Genomic DNA, 19010 nt, shown 5'->3' with positions numbered 1-19010 from the left:
CTGAAGCTCCTAATGAAGGATCTTCGCGCTGTGCTCGCCCTCGTCCCAGCGTTGTTGCAGGTAGTCGCGGTAGGGGTCCAGGGTGGTGGTGCGGCGGGGAGGGCGGCGCATGACCTCCTGCCAGGTGCGGGCACGGGCGTATTTGCGCACCGTGCGGCGGTCCAGACCGAGTTCCCGGGACGTACTGCTGTAGGAGCGGCCTGTGTCAGTGAGGGCGTGCACGGCCTCGAACAGCCGCTGTGCGTGTCGGCCCGCAGGAGTTTCTGCTGGAGGTGCTGTTGACGATTCGCTGGCGGGTGCGGGTGCGGGTGCGGGTGCGGGTGCGGGTGCGGGTGCGGGTGCGGGTTCCGGGAGCGCGGCGGGCAGACAGCCGTGGTGGGCTGAAGCGACCTTCTGGATCTGCCGGGACAGGCCCTGCCAGAGGTGAAAGCGGTCGCTGACCTGGAGGGCGTCGGGAGCACCAGAGGTGATGCCCTGCCGGTAAGTGAGAGAGCCGTCGCGGCAGACGACCTGGACGCCGGGATGCTCGCGCAGCCATCGGCCGAGTTGTTCGGCGTCCCGGCCTTCCCAGAGGGTGAGGGGAAGGCGGGTGGTGGCGTCGACCAGGAGGGTGCCGTAGGTGTCGCCGTAGAGCGCGAAATCGTCCACGCCCAGCACGCAGGGTGTGACCGGCGGTGGCAACGGCAGACGCATCAACTGGGAAAGCACCGTGCACCGGGAGAGCGCAACGTGGATGACGCGCAGCATACGGGCCCCTCCGCGGCCCGCCAGCAGGACACCGACCGCCTGGACCACTTGTTGCAGCAGCGGCGTGCGCCGCTGGTAGCGGACGGTCAGCCCTGGCACTTGCTCGGCGAAAGTTACCTTCGGGCAGGCGGCGTTCTCGCAATACAGACGGCGCATGCTCAAGTCGATTTGGACCGGTCGGCCGCCCAGAGCCGTATCAGCGAGGTGGCGTTCGTAGCGGCTGTGGACCCACTCACTCGGTGCCCCGCACCCCGTACACCGCGCTGGAGCGCGGGCCTGTGTCCGGGCCCGGACCACCACCGGTTCAGAGACATCAACCGAGACCACCAGCACGTCCGCCAAGTGCGGTAACAGGCAAGACAGTTCAACAGTGCACAGCCAGATCCTGCCCGTGATGCGGACCGGCTGACCCTCACCCCGAGATGATCTCCACCTACGAAAATCTTGCCAGAGCCACTTCGACGAGTACGCCGACAACCGGCGGCATCGGGAATGGACTCTCAATTCCCATGGTGATCTGAGGCGAGTGGTGGATCAGGGGGCCACATGCGTTAGCGTGGCGAGCGTTGACGGCGAGCCCCGTGCTGGTTCGTGCTGGTTTTAGAGGCGCAGTAGGGGCAAACGTGCAGGTCAGGGCGATTTCATGAGAATACTGCACACTTCCGACTGGCATCTCGGTCGGGCGTTCCACCGGGTGAACATGCTCGGCGCGCAGGCCGAGTTCATCGGTCATCTGGTCGCGACCGTGCGGGAGCGCGACGTGGACGCGGTGGTGGTGGCGGGGGACGTGTACGACCGTGCGGTGCCCGCGCTGGCCGCGGTCGAGCTCTTCGACGACGCCCTGCACCGACTGGCGGAGCTGGACGTGCCGACGGTGATGATCTCCGGGAACCACGACTCGGCGCGGCGGCTCGGCGTCGGCGCGGGCCTCATCGGCCGGGCGGGCATCCATCTGCGGACGGCGGCCTCGGCTGCCGGCACCCCGGTGGTCCTGGCCGACACGCACGGCGACATCGCCTTCTACGGGCTGCCGTATCTCGAACCCGCCCTGGTGAAGGACGAGTTCGGGGTGGAGAAGGCTAGCCACGAGGCGGTGCTCGCCGCGGCCATGGACCGGGTCCGGGCCGACCTGTCCACCCGCCCGGCGGGCACCCGTTCCGTCGTCCTGGCCCATGCCTTCGTCACCGGCGGCGCGCCCAGCGACAGCGAGCGGGACATCTCCGTCGGCGGGGTCTCCTCCGTGCCCGCCGGTGTCTTCGACGGCGTCGACTACGTGGCCCTGGGCCATCTGCACGGCAGCCAGACCCTCACCGACCGCGTCCGCTACTCCGGCTCCCCGCTGCCGTACTCCTTCTCCGAGACCGACCACCGCAAGAGCATGTGGCTGGTGGACCTCGGCGCCGACGGCTCGGTCGACGCCGAACGGATCGACTGTCCCGTGCCGCGCCCGCTCGCCCGGATCCGGGGGCGGATGGACGATCTGCTCGCCGACCCGGGGCTCGCCCGGCACGAGGAGGCGTGGGTCGAGGCCACCCTCACCGACCCGGTCCGGCCCGCCGAACCCATGGCCCGGCTGTGCGAGCGCTTCCCGCACACGCTCAGCCTCGTCTTCGACCCCGAGCGCGCCCCGGGCGACCCGGACGTCTCCTACGCCCGGCGCCTCGCCGGACGCGACGACCAGCAGATCGCCGAGGACTTCGTGGCCCATGTCCGCGGTACGGGACCCGACGAGCACGAACGGACCGTGCTCAGGGACGCGTTCGACGCCGTACGGGCCGACGAGACGGTCCGGGAGGTCGCCCGATGACCCCTGCCCACCGGCCGCGCCTGCCCGCAGCGGGAGGGGCCCGATGAGACTGCACCGGCTCGACATCACGGCCTTCGGGCCCTTCGGCGGCGCGCAGTCCGTCGACTTCGACGACCTCTCGGCCGCCGGGCTCTTCCTGCTGCACGGCCCGACCGGCGCCGGCAAGACCTCGGTCCTGGACGCCGTCTGCTACGCGCTGTACGGCTCGGTGCCGGGCGCCCGGCAGAGCGGCCAGGGCATGACCCTGCGCAGCGACCACGCGGCACCCTCGACGCGCACCGAGGTCCGCCTCGAACTCACCGTCGCCGGACGCCGGCTGGAGATCACCCGGCAGCCACCCTGGGAGCGGCCCAAGAAACGTGGGGCGGGCACCACGGTCGAGAAGGCGCAGAGCTCGCTGCGCGAGTACGACGCGGTCGCCGGCTCCTGGAAGGACCTCAGCCGCTCCCACCAGGAGATAGGCGAGGAGATCACCCAGGCCCTGGGGATGAGCCGGGAGCAGTTCTGCCAGGTCGTGCTGTTGCCGCAGGGCGACTTCGCGCGCTTCCTGCGCGCCGACGCCGAGGCACGGGGCAGGCTGCTCGGCCGCCTCTTCGACACCCACCACTTCGCCGCCGTCGAGAAGCGGCTCGCCGACCGGCGCCGGGCGACCGAGGCGCAGGTGCGCGAGGGCGACGCGGTACTGCTCGCCGACGCCCACCGGATGCAGCAGGCGGCGGGGGACGTCCCGGAACTGCCCGAGCCGACGCCCGGTGACCCGGGGCTCGCCGGCGCCGTCCTGGGCTGGGCCGCGGTCGCCCGCAGCACCGCCCGCGAACGGCTCGCCATCGCCCACAGCGCGCGGGCGGCGGCCGAGTCGGCGCGGGCCGCCGCCGACCGAACCCTGGACGACGTGCGCGAAGTGGCGCGGCTGCAACGGCGGTTCGCGGAGGCGCGGGAGCGTGCCGCGCTGCTGGAGGAGCGGGCAGAGAGCCACCGGGAGGACCGGGCGCGCATGGAGCGGGCCCGCAAGGCGGAGGCCGTGGCTCCCGCGCTGGAACTGCGGGACGAGGCCGAGCGCGAGCACCGGGGCGCGAGCGCGGCCCAGTCACGCGCGCGCGTCGCCCTGCCGCGGACGTACGCCGACGCCGGTGCCGCCGGGCTCGCGACCGCCGCCCGCAAGGCCGCCGAGGAGCTGGGTGGGCTGGAGTCGGCCCGGCGGGCGGAACAGCGGCTGGCCGAACTGGTCGTCGAGCGTACGGAGCTGGACGGCGAGGAGCGGGCCGACGAGGACGTCCTCCAGGACGCCGAGGGCTGGCTGGTCGAATGGGAGGCGACCCGGGCGGAGCTGCGGTCCCGCATCGAGTCCGCACAGGAGGACGCCACCCGCGCCGAACAGCTCGCCGTGCAGCGGGATCCCGCCGAGAAGCGGCTCGGGGCCGCCCGGCAGCGGGACCAGCTCGGGCGCGACACGGAGGACGCCCAGGCACGGGTGCTCCGGCTCGCCGAGCGGGCGGTCGAGGCGCGCGCCCACTGGCTGGACCTCAAGGAACAGCGACTGTCGGGCATCGCGGCGGAGCTGGCCGCCGAACTCGTCGAAGGGCGACCGTGCGCCGTCTGCGGTGGTACGGAACACCCCGAGCCGGCCCGGAAGATCGCCGGGCACGTGGACCGTGAGACGGAGGAGCGGGCGCTCGCCGTGTACCAGCGGGCCGACGAGGAGCGTGCCGAGGCGGAACGGCGACTGGGAGTCGTACGGCAGGCGTACGCCGCCGCGAGCGCCGAGGCCGGTGACGCGCCGACGGAGCAACTCGCCGCGCTGGTCGCGGAGATGCAGGAGCGGTACGCACAGGCGCGGGCCGGCGCCTCCGGACTGCATCCCGCGCAGGAAGCCCTGCTGCACGCCGAACGGGAGCGCGACCGGCGGATCGCCGCGCAGCAGGAGGCGGCGGTGCGGGCCGGGTCCCGCAACGCCCGGCGGGATGCGCTGGAGCGGGAACGAGCATCCCTGGAAGGGGAGTTGGCCCAGGCCCGGGGTGACGCCGGGAGCGTGGCCGCGCGGGCCGCGCAGTTGGAGCGGCTGGCCGGGCTCCTCACCGAGACCGCCGAGGCCGTGCGGGCGGCCGACGACACCGCGCAGCGCCTCAAGGACGCCGACGCGCGCCTCGCCGACGCGGCGTTCCGCGCCGGGTTCGACACCCCGCAGGCCGCTGCCGCCGCCGTCCTCGACGACGCGGCCCACCGGGACCTGCAACGCCGCCTCGACGCCCGGCAGTCGGAGGAGGCCGCCGTACGGGCCGTGCTCGCCGAGGCCGGGACGGCGGCCGCCGCCCAGCAGCCGCCCGCCGACCTCGTGACCGCCGAGCGGGACGCCACGGCCGCCGCCCGGCGACTCCAGGACGCCGTCTCCGCGTGGGACGCCGCCGAGCGGCGCAGCGCCGAACTGGACCGGCTGTCCGCGCGGGCCGGCGCCTCCGTACGCCGGCTGGCACCGCTGCGGGAGGAGTACGACCGGGTCGCCCGGATGGCGGGGCTCGCGGCCGGCACGTCCGCCGACAACGAGCGCAAGATGCGTCTGGAGGCGTACGTCCTCGCCGCCCGCCTGGAACAGGTGGCCGCCGCCGCGACCGTACGGCTCCAGCGCATGTCCTCCGGCCGCTACACCCTCGTCCACTCCGACGACCGGGCCGGGCGTGGCCGCAGCGGGCTCGGGCTGCACGTCGTCGACGCCTGGACCGGTCGGGAGCGGGACACGGCCACGCTCTCCGGCGGCGAGACGTTCTTCGCCTCCCTCGCGCTCGCCCTGGGCCTCGCCGACGTCGTCACCGACGAGGCGGGCGGGGTACGTCTCGACACCCTCTTCATCGACGAGGGGTTCGGCAGCCTCGACGACCAGACCCTCGACGAGGTCCTCGACGTCCTCGACGCGCTCCGGGAACGCGACCGCAGCGTCGGCATCGTCAGTCACGTCGCCGATCTGCGGCGGCGCGTCCACGCGCAGCTGGAGGTCGTGAAGGAGCGGACCGGGTCTGTCGTACGGCAGCGAGGCCGGTGACGGTCACTGATGTCTGCGAGGGGCTGTGAGGTCAGCGAGGGTCGGTGAGGGTCAGTGACCGAGGGGCCGTCGGGGGAGCGGTGAGGAGTAGACGACGCTCGTCGTGACCGACCCCAGCGTGCCGATCTTGCCCGACACCTCCTCCAGATGACGCATCGAACGGGCGGCGACCTTGATCACGAAGCAGTCGTCGCCCGTGACGTGATGCGCCTCCAGGATCTCGGGCGTGACGGCCACCAGGTCGTGGAACGGCTTGTAGTTCCCGTTGGGGTAGCGCAGGCGGACGAACGCGAGGATCGGCAGGCCCAGCCGTTCCGGGTCCACGACGGCTGCGTACCCCTGGATCACGCCGGCCTCCTCCAGCCGCCCCACCCGTTCGGTCACGGCGCTCGCCGACATCGACACGGCGCGGGCCAGCTCGGCGAAACTGGCCCGGCCCTCGCGCTGGAGGACCTCCAGGATGCGCCAGTCGGTGTCGTCGGGCATGTACGGGGAATTCGCGGTCATGTCCGATGAATAGCAGGGGAATCCCCGGCCGATCAAGGTGTGGACCGTGGAACGCCCCTTCTGGAAGAAGGGGCGCCGCCGTAGATTTCTGGTCAGGGAAACAAGGAGTTCCGCGAGGGAAAGGCCAGCTCATGAGTGTCACCACGTCCGCCGTCAACCCCGTCCTGCGGGTCGCCCCGGCGGCCCCCGCCGAGGCCGCCGCGTACTTCCGCGCCGGCCTCGTCTTCCACGCCGACGTGTCCGACGTGGCCGCCGCCCTCGCCGCCGACGGCGACCCCGGCTTCGTGGTCATCGACTCCCGCTCCACCGAGTCCTGGGACCAGGGCCACATCCCGGGCGCGGTCCACCTGCCCACCGCCCTCATCCCCGAGCAGGCCGAGCAGCTCCTCGACAGGTCCGTGCCGGTCGTCACCTACTGCTGGGGCCCCGGCTGCAACGGCGCCACCCGCGCTGCCCTCGCCCTCGCCGAACTCGGCTTCCGGGTCAAGGAGATGCTCGGCGGCTTCGAGTACTGGGCGCGCGAGGGCTTCGCGTACGAGACCTGGGAGGGCGCGGCACGACGCGGGGCGGACCCGCTGACCGCGCCGGTGGACGCCGACGACTGCGGTTGCTGACGGCGCCGACCGCGCTTGCTGACATGTTGTCAAGAAGTGTGCAGGGGTGACGAGTTCGCTCGCGCGGGCGCCGTGTAGCTTCTGGGCATGGCTGGATACGCGGAGACTGCGGTGGTTCCCGATGTGGTGCGGTGGGTGGAGTCGAGCGGCGGACCGCTCATAGCGCTGCCGGAAGCGGTGCTGCCGTTCTGGGCGGGCGCCGACGGCGACGAGACGTCGTCCGACTACGACCGGGCCTGTGACATCGACGGATACGTCGGCCTGCTGCCGGTCGGCGACACCCGCGCCCTGGTCCTCGGCCACGAACCCGCCTCCACCGCGTATCTGCCCGAGCACGGCACCTTCGTACGCTGGTACGCGGCCGACTCCGAGGCCGAACTCCTCGCGGACGTTCCGGCGGCGCTCGACGCGGCCGCCTGGGAGCCGGAGATGCGGTGGCGGGTGCCGGGTCCGGTCGTCCTGTTCGACGCCGCCTGGCCGGGGGACGCCTTCCGGGACACGGATCATGTGCGGGTGGAGTTGGCCCCCGGCCACTACGGGGTGCGCGCGGCCCGTGTCGTGACGGGGCCGGAGACATGGCTCGGCCTCGTCCAGGTGCGATCTCTGACGGACTGAACTTGAGGTGACCGATTCGGGACCGGCCGATTTCAGGACCGGCCGATTTCGGGACCGGCCGATTTCAGGACCGGCCGATTTCGGGACCGGCCGATTTCGGGACCGGCCGATTTCGGGACCGGCCGATTTCGGGACCGGCCGATTTCGGGACCGGCCGATTTCGGGACCGGCCGAACAGGCGCGGGCTGGACAGGCGCGGGCTGGACGGGGACGGACCGAACAGGGACGGACCGAACCGGTGCGGCGGCCGGGCCCGACCGCGGGGCGCGGTGGGCCCGGCCGGCCCGGATCACAGCTGGGACAGCTCGTCCACCAGGTCGTCCAGGCCCAGGGACCCCTGGGAGAGCGCGGCCATGTGCCAGGCCTTGGCGTCGAAGGCGTCGCCGTGGCGCCGCTTCGCGTTCTCACGGCCGAGGAGCCAGGCGCGTTCGCCGAGCTTGTAGCCGATGGCCTGACCCGGCATCGTCAGATAACGCGTCAGCTCGCTCTCCACGAAGTCCGCGGGGCGGCTGCTGTGGGCGCCGAAGAACTCCTGGGCCAGCTCGACGGTCCAGCGCTCGCCCGGGTGGAAGGGGGAGTCCGCCGGGATCTCCAGCTCCAGATGCATGCCGATGTCGACGATGACCCGGGCCGCACGCATCATCTGCGCGTCCAGGTAGCCGAGGCGCTCCTCCGCGTCCTTGAGGAAGCCCAGCTCGTCCATCAGCCGCTCCGCGTACAGCGCCCAGCCCTCGGCGTTGGCGCTCACCCCGCCGATGGTGGCCTGGTAGCGAGACAGGTCGTCCTTGACGTACACCCACTGCGCCAGCTGGAGGTGGTGGCCGGGGACGCCCTCGTGGTACCAGGTCGAGACCAGGTCGTACACCGGGAAACGGGTCGCGCCCATCGTCGGCAGCCAGGTGCGGCCCGGACGGGAGAAGTCCTCGGTCGGGGCCGAGTAGTACGGGGCCGCCGCACCGCCGGGCGGGGCGATGCACGACTCGACCTTGCGGACCGGCTCGGCGAGGTCGAAGTGTGTGCCGTCCAGCGCCTCGATCGCCTCGTCCATCAGGGACTGCAGCCAGTCGCGGACCTCGTCGACGCCCTCGATGTGCCGGCCGTGCTCGTCCAGGTGCGCGAGCGCCACCCACGGTGTTTCGGCGCCGGGCAGGATCTTCGCGGCCTCCTTCCTCATCTCGCCGAGCAGCCGGTGGAACTCGGCCCAGCCGTACGCGTACGCCTCGTCGAGGTCCAGGTCCGAACCCGTGAAGTAGCGGACCAGCCTGCCGTAGCGCTCCCGGCCGACCGTGTTCGACGCGTCCTCGACGGCCGGGGCGTACACGTCCCGCATCCAGTCGCGCAGCTCAACCACGGCCAGGGTCGCGGCCCGGGCGGCCTCGTCGAGTTCGGCGCGCAGCGAGTCGGGGCCCGCGGCGGCGAAGTCCTCGAACCAGCCACGCCCCGAACCGTCCGTGTCCGCCCACTCGGTGAGCTGGTCGACGAAGGTCGCGGTCGGGCGCGGGCCCGCGTACAGCTTGCGCTCCAGGCCGAGCGCGAGGGACTCGCGGTAACCGGCGTACGCCGTCGGCACCGCGCGCAGCCGCTCCGCGATCGCCGCCCAGTCCTCCTCGGTCTCGGCCGGCGTGATCGTGAAGATCTCGCGCACCTCGTGCGGCGGCGTGACCATGTTGCCGACCGCGCGCAGACCCTCGTCGGCCTCGTGCACGGCCAGCTCCGCCGTCAGCCGCTCGCGCAGCAGGCGTGCGCACCGGCGCTCGGCGTCACTGTCCGCGCCCGGCTGCTGTTCCGCCTCGTCGAGCCGCGCGAGCGTCGCGCGAATCAGCTCCGCACGGGCCTCCTGGCCCGCCGGCGAGGTGTCCGGCAACCTGCTGGAACTCTCCTTCACACCCAGGTACGTGCCGGTCACGGGGTCGAGGGCGACGAGATCGTCGACATAGGCGTCGGCGACCGCACGGGGCAGGGGACTCTTCGTGTCAGACATGCCGACAATCTTGGTACGGCGCGGAGGCGGCGTCAGCTGCTTAACGGGCATTTGAGCCTTACGTCGGCCGGATTCCGCTCACGGCGTGATCCACCTTCGGGAGGTCGCCGGCGCAGCACGGAGACTCAGGGCGTGGACCGTTCGACGTCCGGCGGGAGCAGTGGGCCGCACTCCCACTGCTGGAAGATCAACCGGGTCTCCACCCGCGCCACCTCGCGCCGCGACGTGAACTCGTCGATGACCAGCCGCTGCAGATCCGCCATGTCCGCGACCGCGACATGCACCAGATAGTCGTCCGGCCCGGTGAGGTGGTAGACGGTCCGCGACTCCGGCAGCGCCCGGATCCGCTCCACGAACGGCCCCACCAACTCCCGCCGATGCGGCCTGACCTGCACCGACAACAGCGCCTCCAGGCCGCGCCCCAGCTTGGCCGGATCCAGCCGCAGTTGATGACCGAGGATCACGCCCGCGCGGCGCAGCCGCGTCACCCGGTCCAGGCAGGTCGACGGCGCGACCCCTACCTGCGCGGCGAGATCCCGGTACGTCGTCCGGGCGTCGTTCTGCAACAGCCGCAGGAGGTGGAGATCCACCGGATCTAGTACGACGGATTCGGCCATTGTTCGAACGTAACACGGCGCCCGATCTCCAGGGCCCGGCCGATGTTCACTCTGATCTCCATGAACTCAGCGAGCACGCACGCGTACGACCACGCACGCACCACGCCGAGAGCACTGGCCACCGAGGCCGTGCACGCCGGCCGCGACGACCTCGCGCGCCTGGGCCTGCACGCCCCGCCGATCGACCTGTCGACCACCTACCCCTCGTACGACAGCCGCGGCGAGGCCGCCCGCATCGACGCCTTCGCCACGGACGGCGCCGAGCCGGAGGGCCCGCCGATCTACGGACGGCTCGGCAACCCGACCGTCGCCCGCTTCGAGACCGCCCTCGCCCGCCTCGAAGGCACCGAGAGCGCGGTCGCCTTCGCCAGCGGGATGGCCGCACTGACCGCCGTGCTCCTGGTCCGCGCCTCGATGGGCCTGCGCCACGTCGTCGCGGTACGACCCCTGTACGGCTGCAGCGACCATCTCCTCACCGCCGGGCTGCTCGGCACCGAGGTCACCTGGGTCGACCCGGCCGGCGTCGCGGACGCGCTGCGCCCCGACACGGGCCTGGTCCTGGTCGAGTCCCCGGCCAACCCGACCCTCGCCGAACTCGACCTGCGGGCCCTCGCCCACGCCTGCGGCTCGGTCCCGCTGCTCGCGGACAACACCTTCGCCACGCCCGTCCTGCAACGCCCGGTCGAGCAGGGCGCCCGGCTCGTCCTGCACAGCGCCACCAAGTACCTCGGCGGCCATGGTGACGTGATGGCCGGCGTCGTGGCCTGCGACGAGGAGTTCGCCGGGCGGCTGCGCCAGGTCCGCTTCGCCACCGGCGGCGTCCTCCACCCCCTCGCCGGCTACCTTCTGCTGCGCGGCCTGTCGACCCTCCCGGTACGCGTCCGCGCGGCCTCCACGACCGCCGCGGAAATCGTCCGCCGCCTCGCCGCCGACCCGCGCGTCGCCCGCGTCCACTACCCGCGCATCGGCGGTGCCATGATCGCCTTCGAGGTCCACGGCGACCCGCACGAGGTCATCGCCGCCGTCCGACTGATCACCCCGGCCGTCAGCCTCGGCAGCGTCGACACCCTCATTCAGCACCCGGCCTCGATCAGCCACCGCATCGTGGAGGAGGAGGACCGCCGGGGCGCCGGTGTGAGCGACCGGCTGCTGCGGATGTCGGTGGGGCTGGAGGACTTGGAGGACCTGTGGGCGGATCTGGACGGGGCGTTGGGGATGGGGGCCGAGGTGGCGATGGGGAAGCGGACCGCTGACGAGAGGGCCGTGCTGTCCACGAGGCGGGCCTGAGCACTCGGGCTGATCCAGGTCACCAGGGTTTCATGCCGGTCCGGTCACCGGGGCTGATCCGAGTTGCTCGGGCGTGCGGGGCTGTGTGACCACCGCCCCGCAGCCGCGCCTTTCAGGAGGCGCGGGGAACTGCGCGACCAAGCCCCCACGCACCCGCACCCGACAACGGCTCACAAGCCCCCGTGTTGCTCCGTCATTCCAACCGGTCGTTCACGACGCCGCGCCGCACGCGCAGCGGCCGCCCCCTCGTCCAGCCGCGCGGTGATCACCAGCGTCCCCTCCTCGATCTGATAGTCGAGCGGCAGCTCCAGCCCCCGCATCGCCGCGACCATCCCCGTGTTGGACGACTGCGTCACGACGTACACGTTCTCGCAGCCCGTCTCGGCCGCCATGTCCACCAGCCTGCGGAGCAGCTCACCGCCGATCCCGCGCCGCTGCCAGTCGTCCTCGACGAGCAGCGCGATCTCCGTCTCGTCGCCGTCCCACAGCAGATGACCGAGGCCGACGAGGCGCCCCGAGGCGGTCTGCGCGGCGAGCGTCCGTCCGAAACGGGGACTGAGCAGATGCCTGAGATACCGGTCGGCGTCGCCCACCGGTCCGTGGTACCGCATGCTCAGCGTGCGCGCGGAGCACCGCTCGTGCATGGCTTTCGCCGCCCTCAGGTCCCCGACGTCGGCGCGCCGCACCATGATGTCGTTGCCCTCGGGCAGCGTCAGTACGTCCTGGCCGCGCGGGATCCGCGGCCCCAGCCGCGCGTCCAGTTCCACCAGCGCACGCGCCCGTGCGAACTCCGTCGGCGTGAACGGCAGATACGGCCGCTCCACCGTGATCACCCCGCCCTCCGGCGCCCGCAGCCGCATCACCGTGTCCTCCAGGGCCCCTTCGACCGGGGCGCTCTCCTGGGCCCGGCCCGAGCCGGGAGCGGTGGCGGGCAGCGAGCGGATGGTGCAACGGCCCAGCAACTGCCGCAGCGCGAGCGGGAGTTCGGCCGCGTCCAGTGCCGTACGCGTGGCCAGGCCGAGGATCCGGGTCGGCGCGTCCACCAGGTCATGGGCGTCACCGCGCTCGATCCAGGTCCCGGTGCCGCCCGCCTCCGACACGGCCCTGCCGATCTCGGTCGCCGACAGCGCCTCGGGCGCCCGGAGCAGGAAATCGTCCACCGTGCCCTCGGCCAGCGGATGCGTCTGCAGGCTCAGGATGTCCACCCTGTGCTCCGCCAGCGCCGTGCACAGCACGGCCAGCGAGCCCGGTTCGTCCTTGACCGTCGTCCGCATCCGCCACATCAGGGCCGCACCGGTGACCACCGGGGCCACCGCCTCGGACGGCCCGGCCTGCTGCCCATCGGAGAGCGGCGGCCGGGCGCCGGTATCGTTCGTCGGCGGCGCGTGACCGTGGCGCCGTTCCCACCAGCTGCGGAACTCGGCCGTGGCCGACAGGAGGCGGTGGTGCATCGGGCGGCTGTTCCGCGCCCGCTTCGCATCAGACATGTCTGGAGTCATGTGGCCACTGTGAACGAATGGTGTTGCGTGATCACGAACGCTTTGTGACTGACCGGTAAAAGCATCGTTCCGCACCTTTTGTTGCTTTTTGTATGACTGATGCTGTCGGAACCGATGCCTACGGTGACCGTAGAGGTCAGACCGCCGCACCCCCCTCCCGTTCCTCCAGTGCCGTACGCAGCCGACGGGCCTGGCTCACCAGCCGGGACGAGCCCCGGCGCTCCGCCGCCTCGGCGAGATACGGCAGTTCCCCGCGTGCCCCGGATCGCTCCGCGCATTCGGCGGCGACGGCGACCAGCTCCCCGAGGCCACGGGCCGGCGTCTTCGCCGCCCCCTCGCCCGCGAGTTCGGCGAGCAGCGGCGGCAGTGCCTCCCGCAGCACCGACCAGGCGGTGCCGTACGCCCCGGTCGCCGCGGCCGTCCGTATCGCCTCGGCGAGCCGTGATGGCTTCACGCTCCCGAGCACCGCCAGTTTCCCCAGGTCGGCGCCCAGCCGCTCCGCGTCCAACTGCCCCCGCGCCGCCAGCACCAGCAGGGCGTCCACGGCGGCGAGCCGGTCCTCCGGCCGCCGCGCGCCCAGCCCGTACGCGACGCAGAGACCCACGGCCGGGCCCGCTTCGCCCTCCGCCTCGGCAAGCGCCGGCAGGAACGAGAACCCGGCCTGCGCACCGTCGTCGACGACGCTCATCGAGAGATCGCGCAGGACTCGCCCCGCCACGAGCTCCGGCCGGTTCGGCACCATCGCCAGCCAGTGCCGCCAGTTCGTGTCGTTCCAGTGTGGGCAGTACGAGCGCTCCGCGTACACGGTCAACGGGCGGCCCAGCCGACGGAACTCCGGCGGGAACGACTCGCTCCGCATCTCCGGCAGTTCACCGAACTCCACCAGCATCCGGGGCCCGGCCGTCCGGCTCCGCTCGACGGGCTGGGACGGCACGTCGGTGAGCAGCCACTCGGCCAGCCGCTCGCCTTCTCTCGTGCCCAGCTCCCGGGCCGCCGCCGCGGCGGACACGAGCGCGGCCGTGTCGTCGCGGCGCACGCGGAGCCGGGCCTGGGCGAAGTCCGCCTCGCCCGGACGGGCACCCGACTGCCGGTAGCTGTCCAGCCGCGCCACCAGTTCCGCCGGTTCCAGCGAACCGGTGCTCCAGGTGGGCGTCGACAGCAGGAACGGCAGCGGGTCGGTGCGGATCCGGTACGAGATCTCCCGCAGCCGGGCGTCGAACGCCCAGAGCAGGCCGTCGTGCACACAGCCGGACGACGCGCCCGCCGCGTGACGCACCGGACGCAGCGTCTCGGTGTCCACCCGCTCGAAGAGTGTGGCGATGACGAGTGCCAGGCCGTGCGGTGCGGTGCGGAAGTGCTGGTTGAGGGACGCCGTTCCCATCCCGTCCCACCAGCCGCGCGCCGTCGTCGTCCCGAGCGCCTCCACCAGCGCCTGCCGGTCGCGATGCGCATGTCGTACGAGCCCGTCCAGTATCCGCTCGAACACGGCGCCCTCGTCGCGTGCGGCCAGCAGGGCGCCGACCTCCTCGGTGAGTTCGGCCAGTGTGTCCGGCGCGGGAGCGAGCCGCGTCGGCAGGGGCACGGGCGGCAGCAGCTCTTCGTACACCTCGGGGGTGGACCCCGCGTCCGCGACACCGAGGAGCTGCTCGGCCCGGGAACGCAGGCCGGGGCTCAACTGGGACGCGGCGTCGGCGATCTCGCGCCGCACGCCGATCGCGTCGGCGTCGCCGTTCCCGGAGTTGGAGTTGGAGTCGGCGTCGGCGTCGGCGTCGAGGCCACCGGCGTCGAGGTCGCCGAGGTGCCGCTCCACCAGCCTCAGCGCCCTTTCCTGTACATCCGTGTCCTCGTGGCCGAAGGCCTGGGCGACCGCGGGCAGCAGCTCGGGCGACGTGGACGGATCCTGCTTGAGCACCTTGCCCAGCAGGACGAGCTGGGCCCGGACGAGCTTCTTCTCGGTCCGGAAGAGCACCGCGCCGGACAGCTCGGCGAGTCGTCGCGGCCCCAGCTCGCCGTCCAGGGCGAAGCCCGCGAGGACGGACTGGGCGTGTGCGGCCACCGTGGAGGGAGCGTCGGAGCACAGGGCCGTCCAGTCCGCGATCCGCTCGCGCTGCTCGTCCCGGGTGAGGTCGAGCGCGGTCAACAGGCCCAGGAAGACCTTGTTGTCCGCTGTGGAGCCACCGCCCCGCAGCAGCCTGGCCAGGCACCCGTCGACCATGACCTTGCGGTCCAGGAGACCTGCCCGGGTCAGCCGGGTCAGGGCGTACGTCCAGTTGTTCGGGCCGTCGCCGTACCGCCAGTCGCTGCGGGCGCCGATCTCCTCGATCTCGAACAGCGCAGTGACGAGCTCCCCGAGATGCGGGTCCTTCCGCAGATTCCCGATGACCGTGCCCCCACTCGGGCGCGCCCCGTCGATGTGGTTCATCCAGCCGCGCACATAGGCCTCGGACGTGGGCACCGGGCAGCCCGAGAGCCGGACGAGGCCGGCCATCAGCTCGTACGGGACGTCGGCGGAGAGCGGGCGCTCGGCCAACCGGTGCACGAGGTCGGCGAGCCAGGCGGGATTGCGGTCGCCGAGCACGTCGATCAGGACCGGAGGCGGTGCCTGCCGCCAGCGCAGATCGGATCCGGTGAGCCAGGTCGCCACGGCGGCGGCACCCGTCTGGCACGCGGCGCCGGCCGCGTGCAGCGCGGGATACGCCCGCTGAGCCGGGAACTGCCAGTCCTCCGCCCGCAGCTCCTTGCGCAACTGCCTCAGCTCCGGCATGCACGCGCGCCGTTCGGCATCCGTCATACCGTCCACCAGCGCGACCAGGCCACTCAGGTTCCCCGACCGCACCGCCCTGATCAGTGACTCGGCACTCATCGTGCACCCCCGTCGATCCGTGCCCCGCCGACCGGTCCGGCGTCGGCCCGTGTTCCATCCGGCTTCGTCCCGGCCCGGGCTCCGTCCGAGGGCCCAGGCGCGGGCGCCGCAGGCCGCCCGGTCGGTGTCCCGACCCGTTCGGCGTGGATCTCGCCCCCGCCCGGCTCCGCCGTGGCGCCCCGGCGGACCATGCGCACCGCCAGAGCGTGTTTGCAGGGGCCGCGGCCGCCCCGGTACTTCGCCCACCAGAGGCAGGAGCAGCTCAGGGTGCCCGCGCTGTCCCGTACCCGGTGGACGTGGCCGTCCTCGGCGGTGACCGTGCCGAGGCCGCCGTCCAGACGGACCGCCCCGGCGGCCACCAGGGCGCGGGCCGAGCGCAGGCGGGGGTTGTGGCGCTCGACGCGGTCGGCGTCGTAGGGGAGTTCGCGGTGGAAGTACGCGGCCTCCGCCGTGTCGTAGCCGACGCGGCCCGAGGTGCCCAGCCGGGTCAGCGCCACCCGCACCCTGTCGACCGGAAGACCGGAGGCGGCGGCGAGGTCCCCGACGTCGACGCGCGGCTCCCAGGCGAGCAGGACCGCGATCAGCTCCGCGTCCTCGGCGGCCTCGTCGGTGGCCAGGGCCTCCAGCACACCGCCCTCGCCGGAGAAGCCCCGCCCGGCCTCCGGGGACAGTGTGAGGGTGAGCCGCATACCGGGGAGCACGACCTCCCAGGCACTGGCCAGGGCGGCGTCACCGGCGGTCGGTGGGCCGTAGAGGCGCAGAGCCGTGGCATGGCGCAGGACCCGCTGCAGGGCGACCAGCCGTTCCGGGCCCGGCAGACACACCGCGCCCGGGACGGGGCGGGTGGTCGGCCGCAGGGCGCGTCCGGCGGGCACGACCCACTGGGCGCCCCGCGAGGCCCCGCGCGCGCCCCCACGCGGCAGTGACCGCAGGAACCGCACGGCCTCGGCGGCGGGCAGCTCGGCCCGCAGGTCGAACCCGGCCGCGATCACCTGGGCCTCGGCGAAACCGCGCAGCCAGCGGTCCGGCAGCGGCACCTTCTTCTCCACCACCGGACCGTCCAGTGTGGTCACCGCCAACTCCTGCGGACCGACCCGCAGATGGAGCGGATCGTCCCCGCCGACCCGGGAGAGCGCCTCCCGCAACGGGTTGTTGACGTCGACATTGGTCGTGCCGTGCCCGACCTCGCCGCCGTCGAGGCCCGGGTCCAGCACGTCCAGGCGGGCGTAGACCCCGCCGCAGCCCGAGAACGACTCGAACCGCAGCCGGTCCCCGTTGCCCGTCACCACCGGATCCAGTGAGGCCCGCGACTGCTGCTGGAAGTACCGTGCCGCGGCCACGTCGGCCACCGCCAGCAGCCCCGCGGCGGCCACCTGAGGAGAGGTCAGGAAGCCCGTGAAGAACCGCGGATGGTCCTCGACCCCCGTCGGGGTCGTACCCCGCGAGGTCTCGAGACCCAGCCGGTGTCCGCCCGCCACGGACTCCAGCACGGAGGGTCGGGTGTAGGCCACGGCCTGGAAGGATCGCGTCATGGGAAAACCGTAGGAGCGACCACTGACAACCGGCCCTGACCTGCGAAAAAGTGACCGTGAGGCGAGGGCCGACGAGCTGTTGAGACGGCCGATCGGCGGGCGGTGGGACGACTGCGGCGGGCGTGATCGGCTCACGCCCCGCGGGTCACTGACCGACGAGACCCGGCTGGAGCACCTTCGTGTACAGCACGGTCCCGTCCTGCTCCCGCAGCCGTACCGTCAGCTCCCCGCTGTGGCCGTCGATGTCGACCTCGCCGAAGAACTGGTAGCCGCCAGCCGGTGACACGTTCGCCGTGGCCGGTGCCTTCACGAACACCCGCTCGGGGCCGAAGGTGTCGTCCAGCGCGTTCGCCGGGAAGGCACCGGCGTTGAGCGGGCCGGAGACGAACTCCCAGAACGGCTCGAAGTCGGTGAAGGCGGCCCGCGACGGCTGGTAGTGCTGCGCGGAGGTGTAGTGCACATCGGCCGTCAGCCACACCGTGCCGGTGATCTTCCGGTGCTTGACGAACCGCAGCAGCTCGGCGAGCTGCAGCTCCCGCCCGAGCGGCGCGCCCGGATCGCCCTGCGCCACGGCCTCGATGTTCGGCTTGCCGTCCCCCGTGTCCGGCACGACCAGACCGAGCGGCATGTCGGAGGCGATCACCTTCCACACCGCGCGCGACCGCGACAGCTCCCGTTTGAGCCACTGCAGCTGTTCGGCGCCGAGAATACCCACCGGGTCGGTGGTCCGGGTGCCGGGCGAGTTGGCGTTGCGGTAGGTCCGCATGTCCAGCACGAACACGTCCAGCAGGGGGCCGTGGCGCAGCACGCGGTGCACCCGCCCCTCCCGGGCGCCCGGCCGCAGTGTGGAGATCGGGAAGTACTCGCTGAACGCCCGCCGCGCCCGTGCCGCCAGCACGTCCACGCTCTTCTCGGTGTACCGGGCGTCGGTGAGGATCTCGCCCGGGTACCAGTTGTTGGTGACCTCGTGGTCGTCCCACTGCACGATCGCCGGGACCTGGGCGTTGAACCGCTTCAGGTTCTCGTCCAGCAGGTTGTAGCGGAAGTTGCCCCGGAACTCGGCGAGCGTCTCCGCGACCTTGGACTTCTCCTCGGTGGTGACGTTCCGCCAGGTACTGCCGTCGGGGAGCGCCGCCGTCGCTGCGATCGGGCCGTCGGCGTAGATCGTGTCACCGCTGAACAGGAAGAAGTCCGGGTCCAACGCGCCCATCGCGTCGAAGATGCGGTAGCCGCCGCGATCGGGGTTGATCCCCCAGCCCTGCCCGGCCAGGTCGCCCGACCAGACGAACCGCGCCCCGGAGCGTCGCTTCAGCGACGTCGTACGGAACGTGCCGGTGACCGGCTCGCCGGTGCGGCGCGGGTCGTCCGGGTCGGCGAGCAGCACCCGGTAGTGGATCTGCTCGCCCGACGGCAGACCGCGCAGCCGCGTCGTACCGGTGAAGTCCGTGCCGGCGCCGAGCAGCGGACCGTGCCATCTGCGCGGGTTGCGGAACGACTCGGTTGCGGACGTCTCGACGATCATCCGCGCCGGACGGTCCGACCGCACCCACACCAGCCCCGAGTGCGCGGTCACGTCCCCGGCCTGCACACCCCAGCCGGCCTTCGGCCGCCCCGACAGGGCGAGCGCCGGCACCGAACCGAGCGCGACGGAACCGGGCAGCGCCAGCGCCGCCGACGCGGCGAGCGAGCCGCGCAGCACGCTGCGGCGACCGGGCAGGGAACTCGGCGGACGGTGTGACATGAATGCGCCTCCAGTGACGGATCCGGCCAATGTGCACAGCCACAACTACTGGTGCGCCGCAGCGCACACGGAAACGGCAAGTGAACAACTGACCGGGTGCCGGAGGAAGCACCGACGCCGCGTGAGATCTCGGGAGGGTGTGCGTTGTCGGGCGCGGGTGGGTGGG

13 protein-coding genes are annotated in these 19010 nt (G+C 72.6%); 5 read left to right on the top strand and 8 right to left on the bottom strand.

All coding sequences use genetic code 11. The features are described 5' to 3' along the window. Nucleotides 1-9: 9 nt before the first annotated feature. Nucleotides 10-1044: an ISL3 family transposase gene (locus OG858_RS07015; RefSeq protein WP_330346586.1), complete on the bottom strand. Its 1035-nt coding sequence runs from the start codon at nt 1042-1044 to the stop codon at nt 10-12. Between the two features lie 346 nt (nt 1045-1390). Between OG858_RS07015 and OG858_RS07010 the strand changes: the two genes are divergently transcribed. Beyond that, nucleotides 1391-2554: an exonuclease SbcCD subunit D gene (locus OG858_RS07010; RefSeq protein ID WP_327723487.1), complete on the top strand. Its 1164-nt coding sequence runs from the start codon at nt 1391-1393 to the stop codon at nt 2552-2554. Nucleotides 2555-2597: 43 nt separating this feature from the next. Next, complete coding sequence (locus tag OG858_RS07005) at nt 2598-5588, top strand: SMC family ATPase (protein WP_328545036.1); 2991 nt, start codon at nt 2598-2600, stop codon at nt 5586-5588. A gap of 51 nt (nt 5589-5639) precedes the next feature. Here OG858_RS07005 and OG858_RS07000 read toward each other — a convergent pair whose 3' ends face one another. Beyond that, complete coding sequence (locus tag OG858_RS07000) at nt 5640-6095, bottom strand: Lrp/AsnC family transcriptional regulator (protein WP_327723485.1); 456 nt, start codon at nt 6093-6095, stop codon at nt 5640-5642. Nucleotides 6096-6226: 131 nt separating this feature from the next. Between OG858_RS07000 and OG858_RS06995 the strand changes: the two genes are divergently transcribed. Next, nucleotides 6227-6709 (top strand): rhodanese-like domain-containing protein, encoded by a 483-nt coding sequence (locus OG858_RS06995; RefSeq protein WP_319067460.1) that lies wholly within the window; start codon nt 6227-6229, stop codon nt 6707-6709. A gap of 87 nt (nt 6710-6796) precedes the next feature. Next, nucleotides 6797-7324 (top strand): immunity 21 family protein, encoded by a 528-nt coding sequence (locus tag OG858_RS06990; protein ID WP_086749796.1) that lies wholly within the window; start codon nt 6797-6799, stop codon nt 7322-7324. Between the two features lie 289 nt (nt 7325-7613). Here the strand turns inward: OG858_RS06990 and OG858_RS06985 are convergent, their stop codons facing one another. Both OG858_RS06985 and OG858_RS06980 read right to left on the bottom strand, forming a co-directional pair. Further along, nucleotides 7614-9305 carry a DUF885 domain-containing protein gene (locus tag OG858_RS06985; protein ID WP_086749795.1) on the bottom strand — a complete coding sequence of 564 codons (1692 nt, stop codon included), beginning with the start codon at nt 9303-9305 and terminating at the stop codon, nt 7614-7616. A 125-nt stretch (nt 9306-9430) separates the two neighbouring features. Further along, nucleotides 9431-9922, bottom strand: coding sequence for an Lrp/AsnC family transcriptional regulator (locus tag OG858_RS06980; protein WP_086749794.1), 492 nt, complete (start codon nt 9920-9922; stop codon nt 9431-9433). 60 nt (nt 9923-9982) lie between these two features. Between OG858_RS06980 and OG858_RS06975 the strand changes: the two genes are divergently transcribed. After that, nucleotides 9983-11209 (top strand): trans-sulfuration enzyme family protein, encoded by a 1227-nt coding sequence (locus tag OG858_RS06975; RefSeq protein WP_319067463.1) that lies wholly within the window; start codon nt 9983-9985, stop codon nt 11207-11209. 170 nt (nt 11210-11379) lie between these two features. On the opposite strand, the gene OG858_RS06970 is transcribed toward OG858_RS06975, so the two are convergent. The 4 genes from OG858_RS06970 to OG858_RS06955 form a co-directional block, all read right to left on the bottom strand. Then, nucleotides 11380-12696 carry a GNAT family N-acetyltransferase gene (locus OG858_RS06970; protein ID WP_328545037.1) on the bottom strand — a complete coding sequence of 439 codons (1317 nt, stop codon included), beginning with the start codon at nt 12694-12696 and terminating at the stop codon, nt 11380-11382. Nucleotides 12697-12844: 148 nt separating this feature from the next. Then, entirely contained in the window at nt 12845-15571 is a 2727-nt protein-coding gene (locus OG858_RS06965) for a DUF7824 domain-containing protein (RefSeq protein ID WP_328545038.1), read from the bottom strand. Further along, nucleotides 15568-17103 carry an SWIM zinc finger family protein gene (locus OG858_RS06960; protein ID WP_319318751.1) on the bottom strand — a complete coding sequence of 512 codons (1536 nt, stop codon included), beginning with the start codon at nt 17101-17103 and terminating at the stop codon, nt 15568-15570. Before OG858_RS06960 ends, OG858_RS06965 begins: the two co-directional genes overlap by 4 nt. Before the next feature lie 145 nt (nt 17104-17248). Beyond that, the gene (locus tag OG858_RS06955) at nt 17249-18844 is read right to left on the bottom strand and encodes an alkaline phosphatase D family protein (protein ID WP_319318754.1); all 1596 of its coding nucleotides are present in this window, start codon (nt 18842-18844) and stop codon (nt 17249-17251) included. Between the last annotated feature and the right edge of the window lie 166 nt (nt 18845-19010).

It is taken from the genome of Streptomyces europaeiscabiei, from assembly GCF_036346855.1.
Lineage (GTDB): Bacteria > Actinomycetota > Actinomycetes > Streptomycetales > Streptomycetaceae > Streptomyces > Streptomyces europaeiscabiei.
Note: the sequence above shows the minus strand (reverse complement) of the source record. Positions and strands in the feature narration are given on the sequence as shown.

Bases quoted from the DNA above. Each gene is read 5' to 3' on its own strand.
- OG858_RS06970 (WP_328545037.1), bottom strand. From the start codon at position 12,696: ATGTCTGATGCGAAGCGGGCGCGGAACAGCCGCCCGATGCACCACCGC.
- OG858_RS07000 (WP_327723485.1), bottom strand. From the start codon at position 6,095: ATGACCGCGAATTCCCCGTACATGCCCGACGACACCGACTGGCGCATC.
- OG858_RS07005 (WP_328545036.1), top strand. From the start codon at position 2,598: ATGAGACTGCACCGGCTCGACATCACGGCCTTCGGGCCCTTCGGCGGC.
- OG858_RS06985 (WP_086749795.1), bottom strand. From the start codon at position 9,305: ATGTCTGACACGAAGAGTCCCCTGCCCCGTGCGGTCGCCGACGCCTAT.
- OG858_RS06965 (WP_328545038.1), bottom strand. From the start codon at position 15,571: ATGAGTGCCGAGTCACTGATCAGGGCGGTGCGGTCGGGGAACCTGAGT.
- OG858_RS06995 (WP_319067460.1), top strand. From the start codon at position 6,227: ATGAGTGTCACCACGTCCGCCGTCAACCCCGTCCTGCGGGTCGCCCCG.
- OG858_RS06975 (WP_319067463.1), top strand. From the start codon at position 9,983: ATGAACTCAGCGAGCACGCACGCGTACGACCACGCACGCACCACGCCG.
- OG858_RS06955 (WP_319318754.1), bottom strand. From the start codon at position 18,844: ATGTCACACCGTCCGCCGAGTTCCCTGCCCGGTCGCCGCAGCGTGCTG.
- OG858_RS06990 (WP_086749796.1), top strand. From the start codon at position 6,797: ATGGCTGGATACGCGGAGACTGCGGTGGTTCCCGATGTGGTGCGGTGG.
- OG858_RS07010 (WP_327723487.1), top strand. From the start codon at position 1,391: ATGAGAATACTGCACACTTCCGACTGGCATCTCGGTCGGGCGTTCCAC.
- OG858_RS06980 (WP_086749794.1), bottom strand. From the start codon at position 9,922: ATGGCCGAATCCGTCGTACTAGATCCGGTGGATCTCCACCTCCTGCGG.
- OG858_RS06960 (WP_319318751.1), bottom strand. From the start codon at position 17,103: ATGACGCGATCCTTCCAGGCCGTGGCCTACACCCGACCCTCCGTGCTG.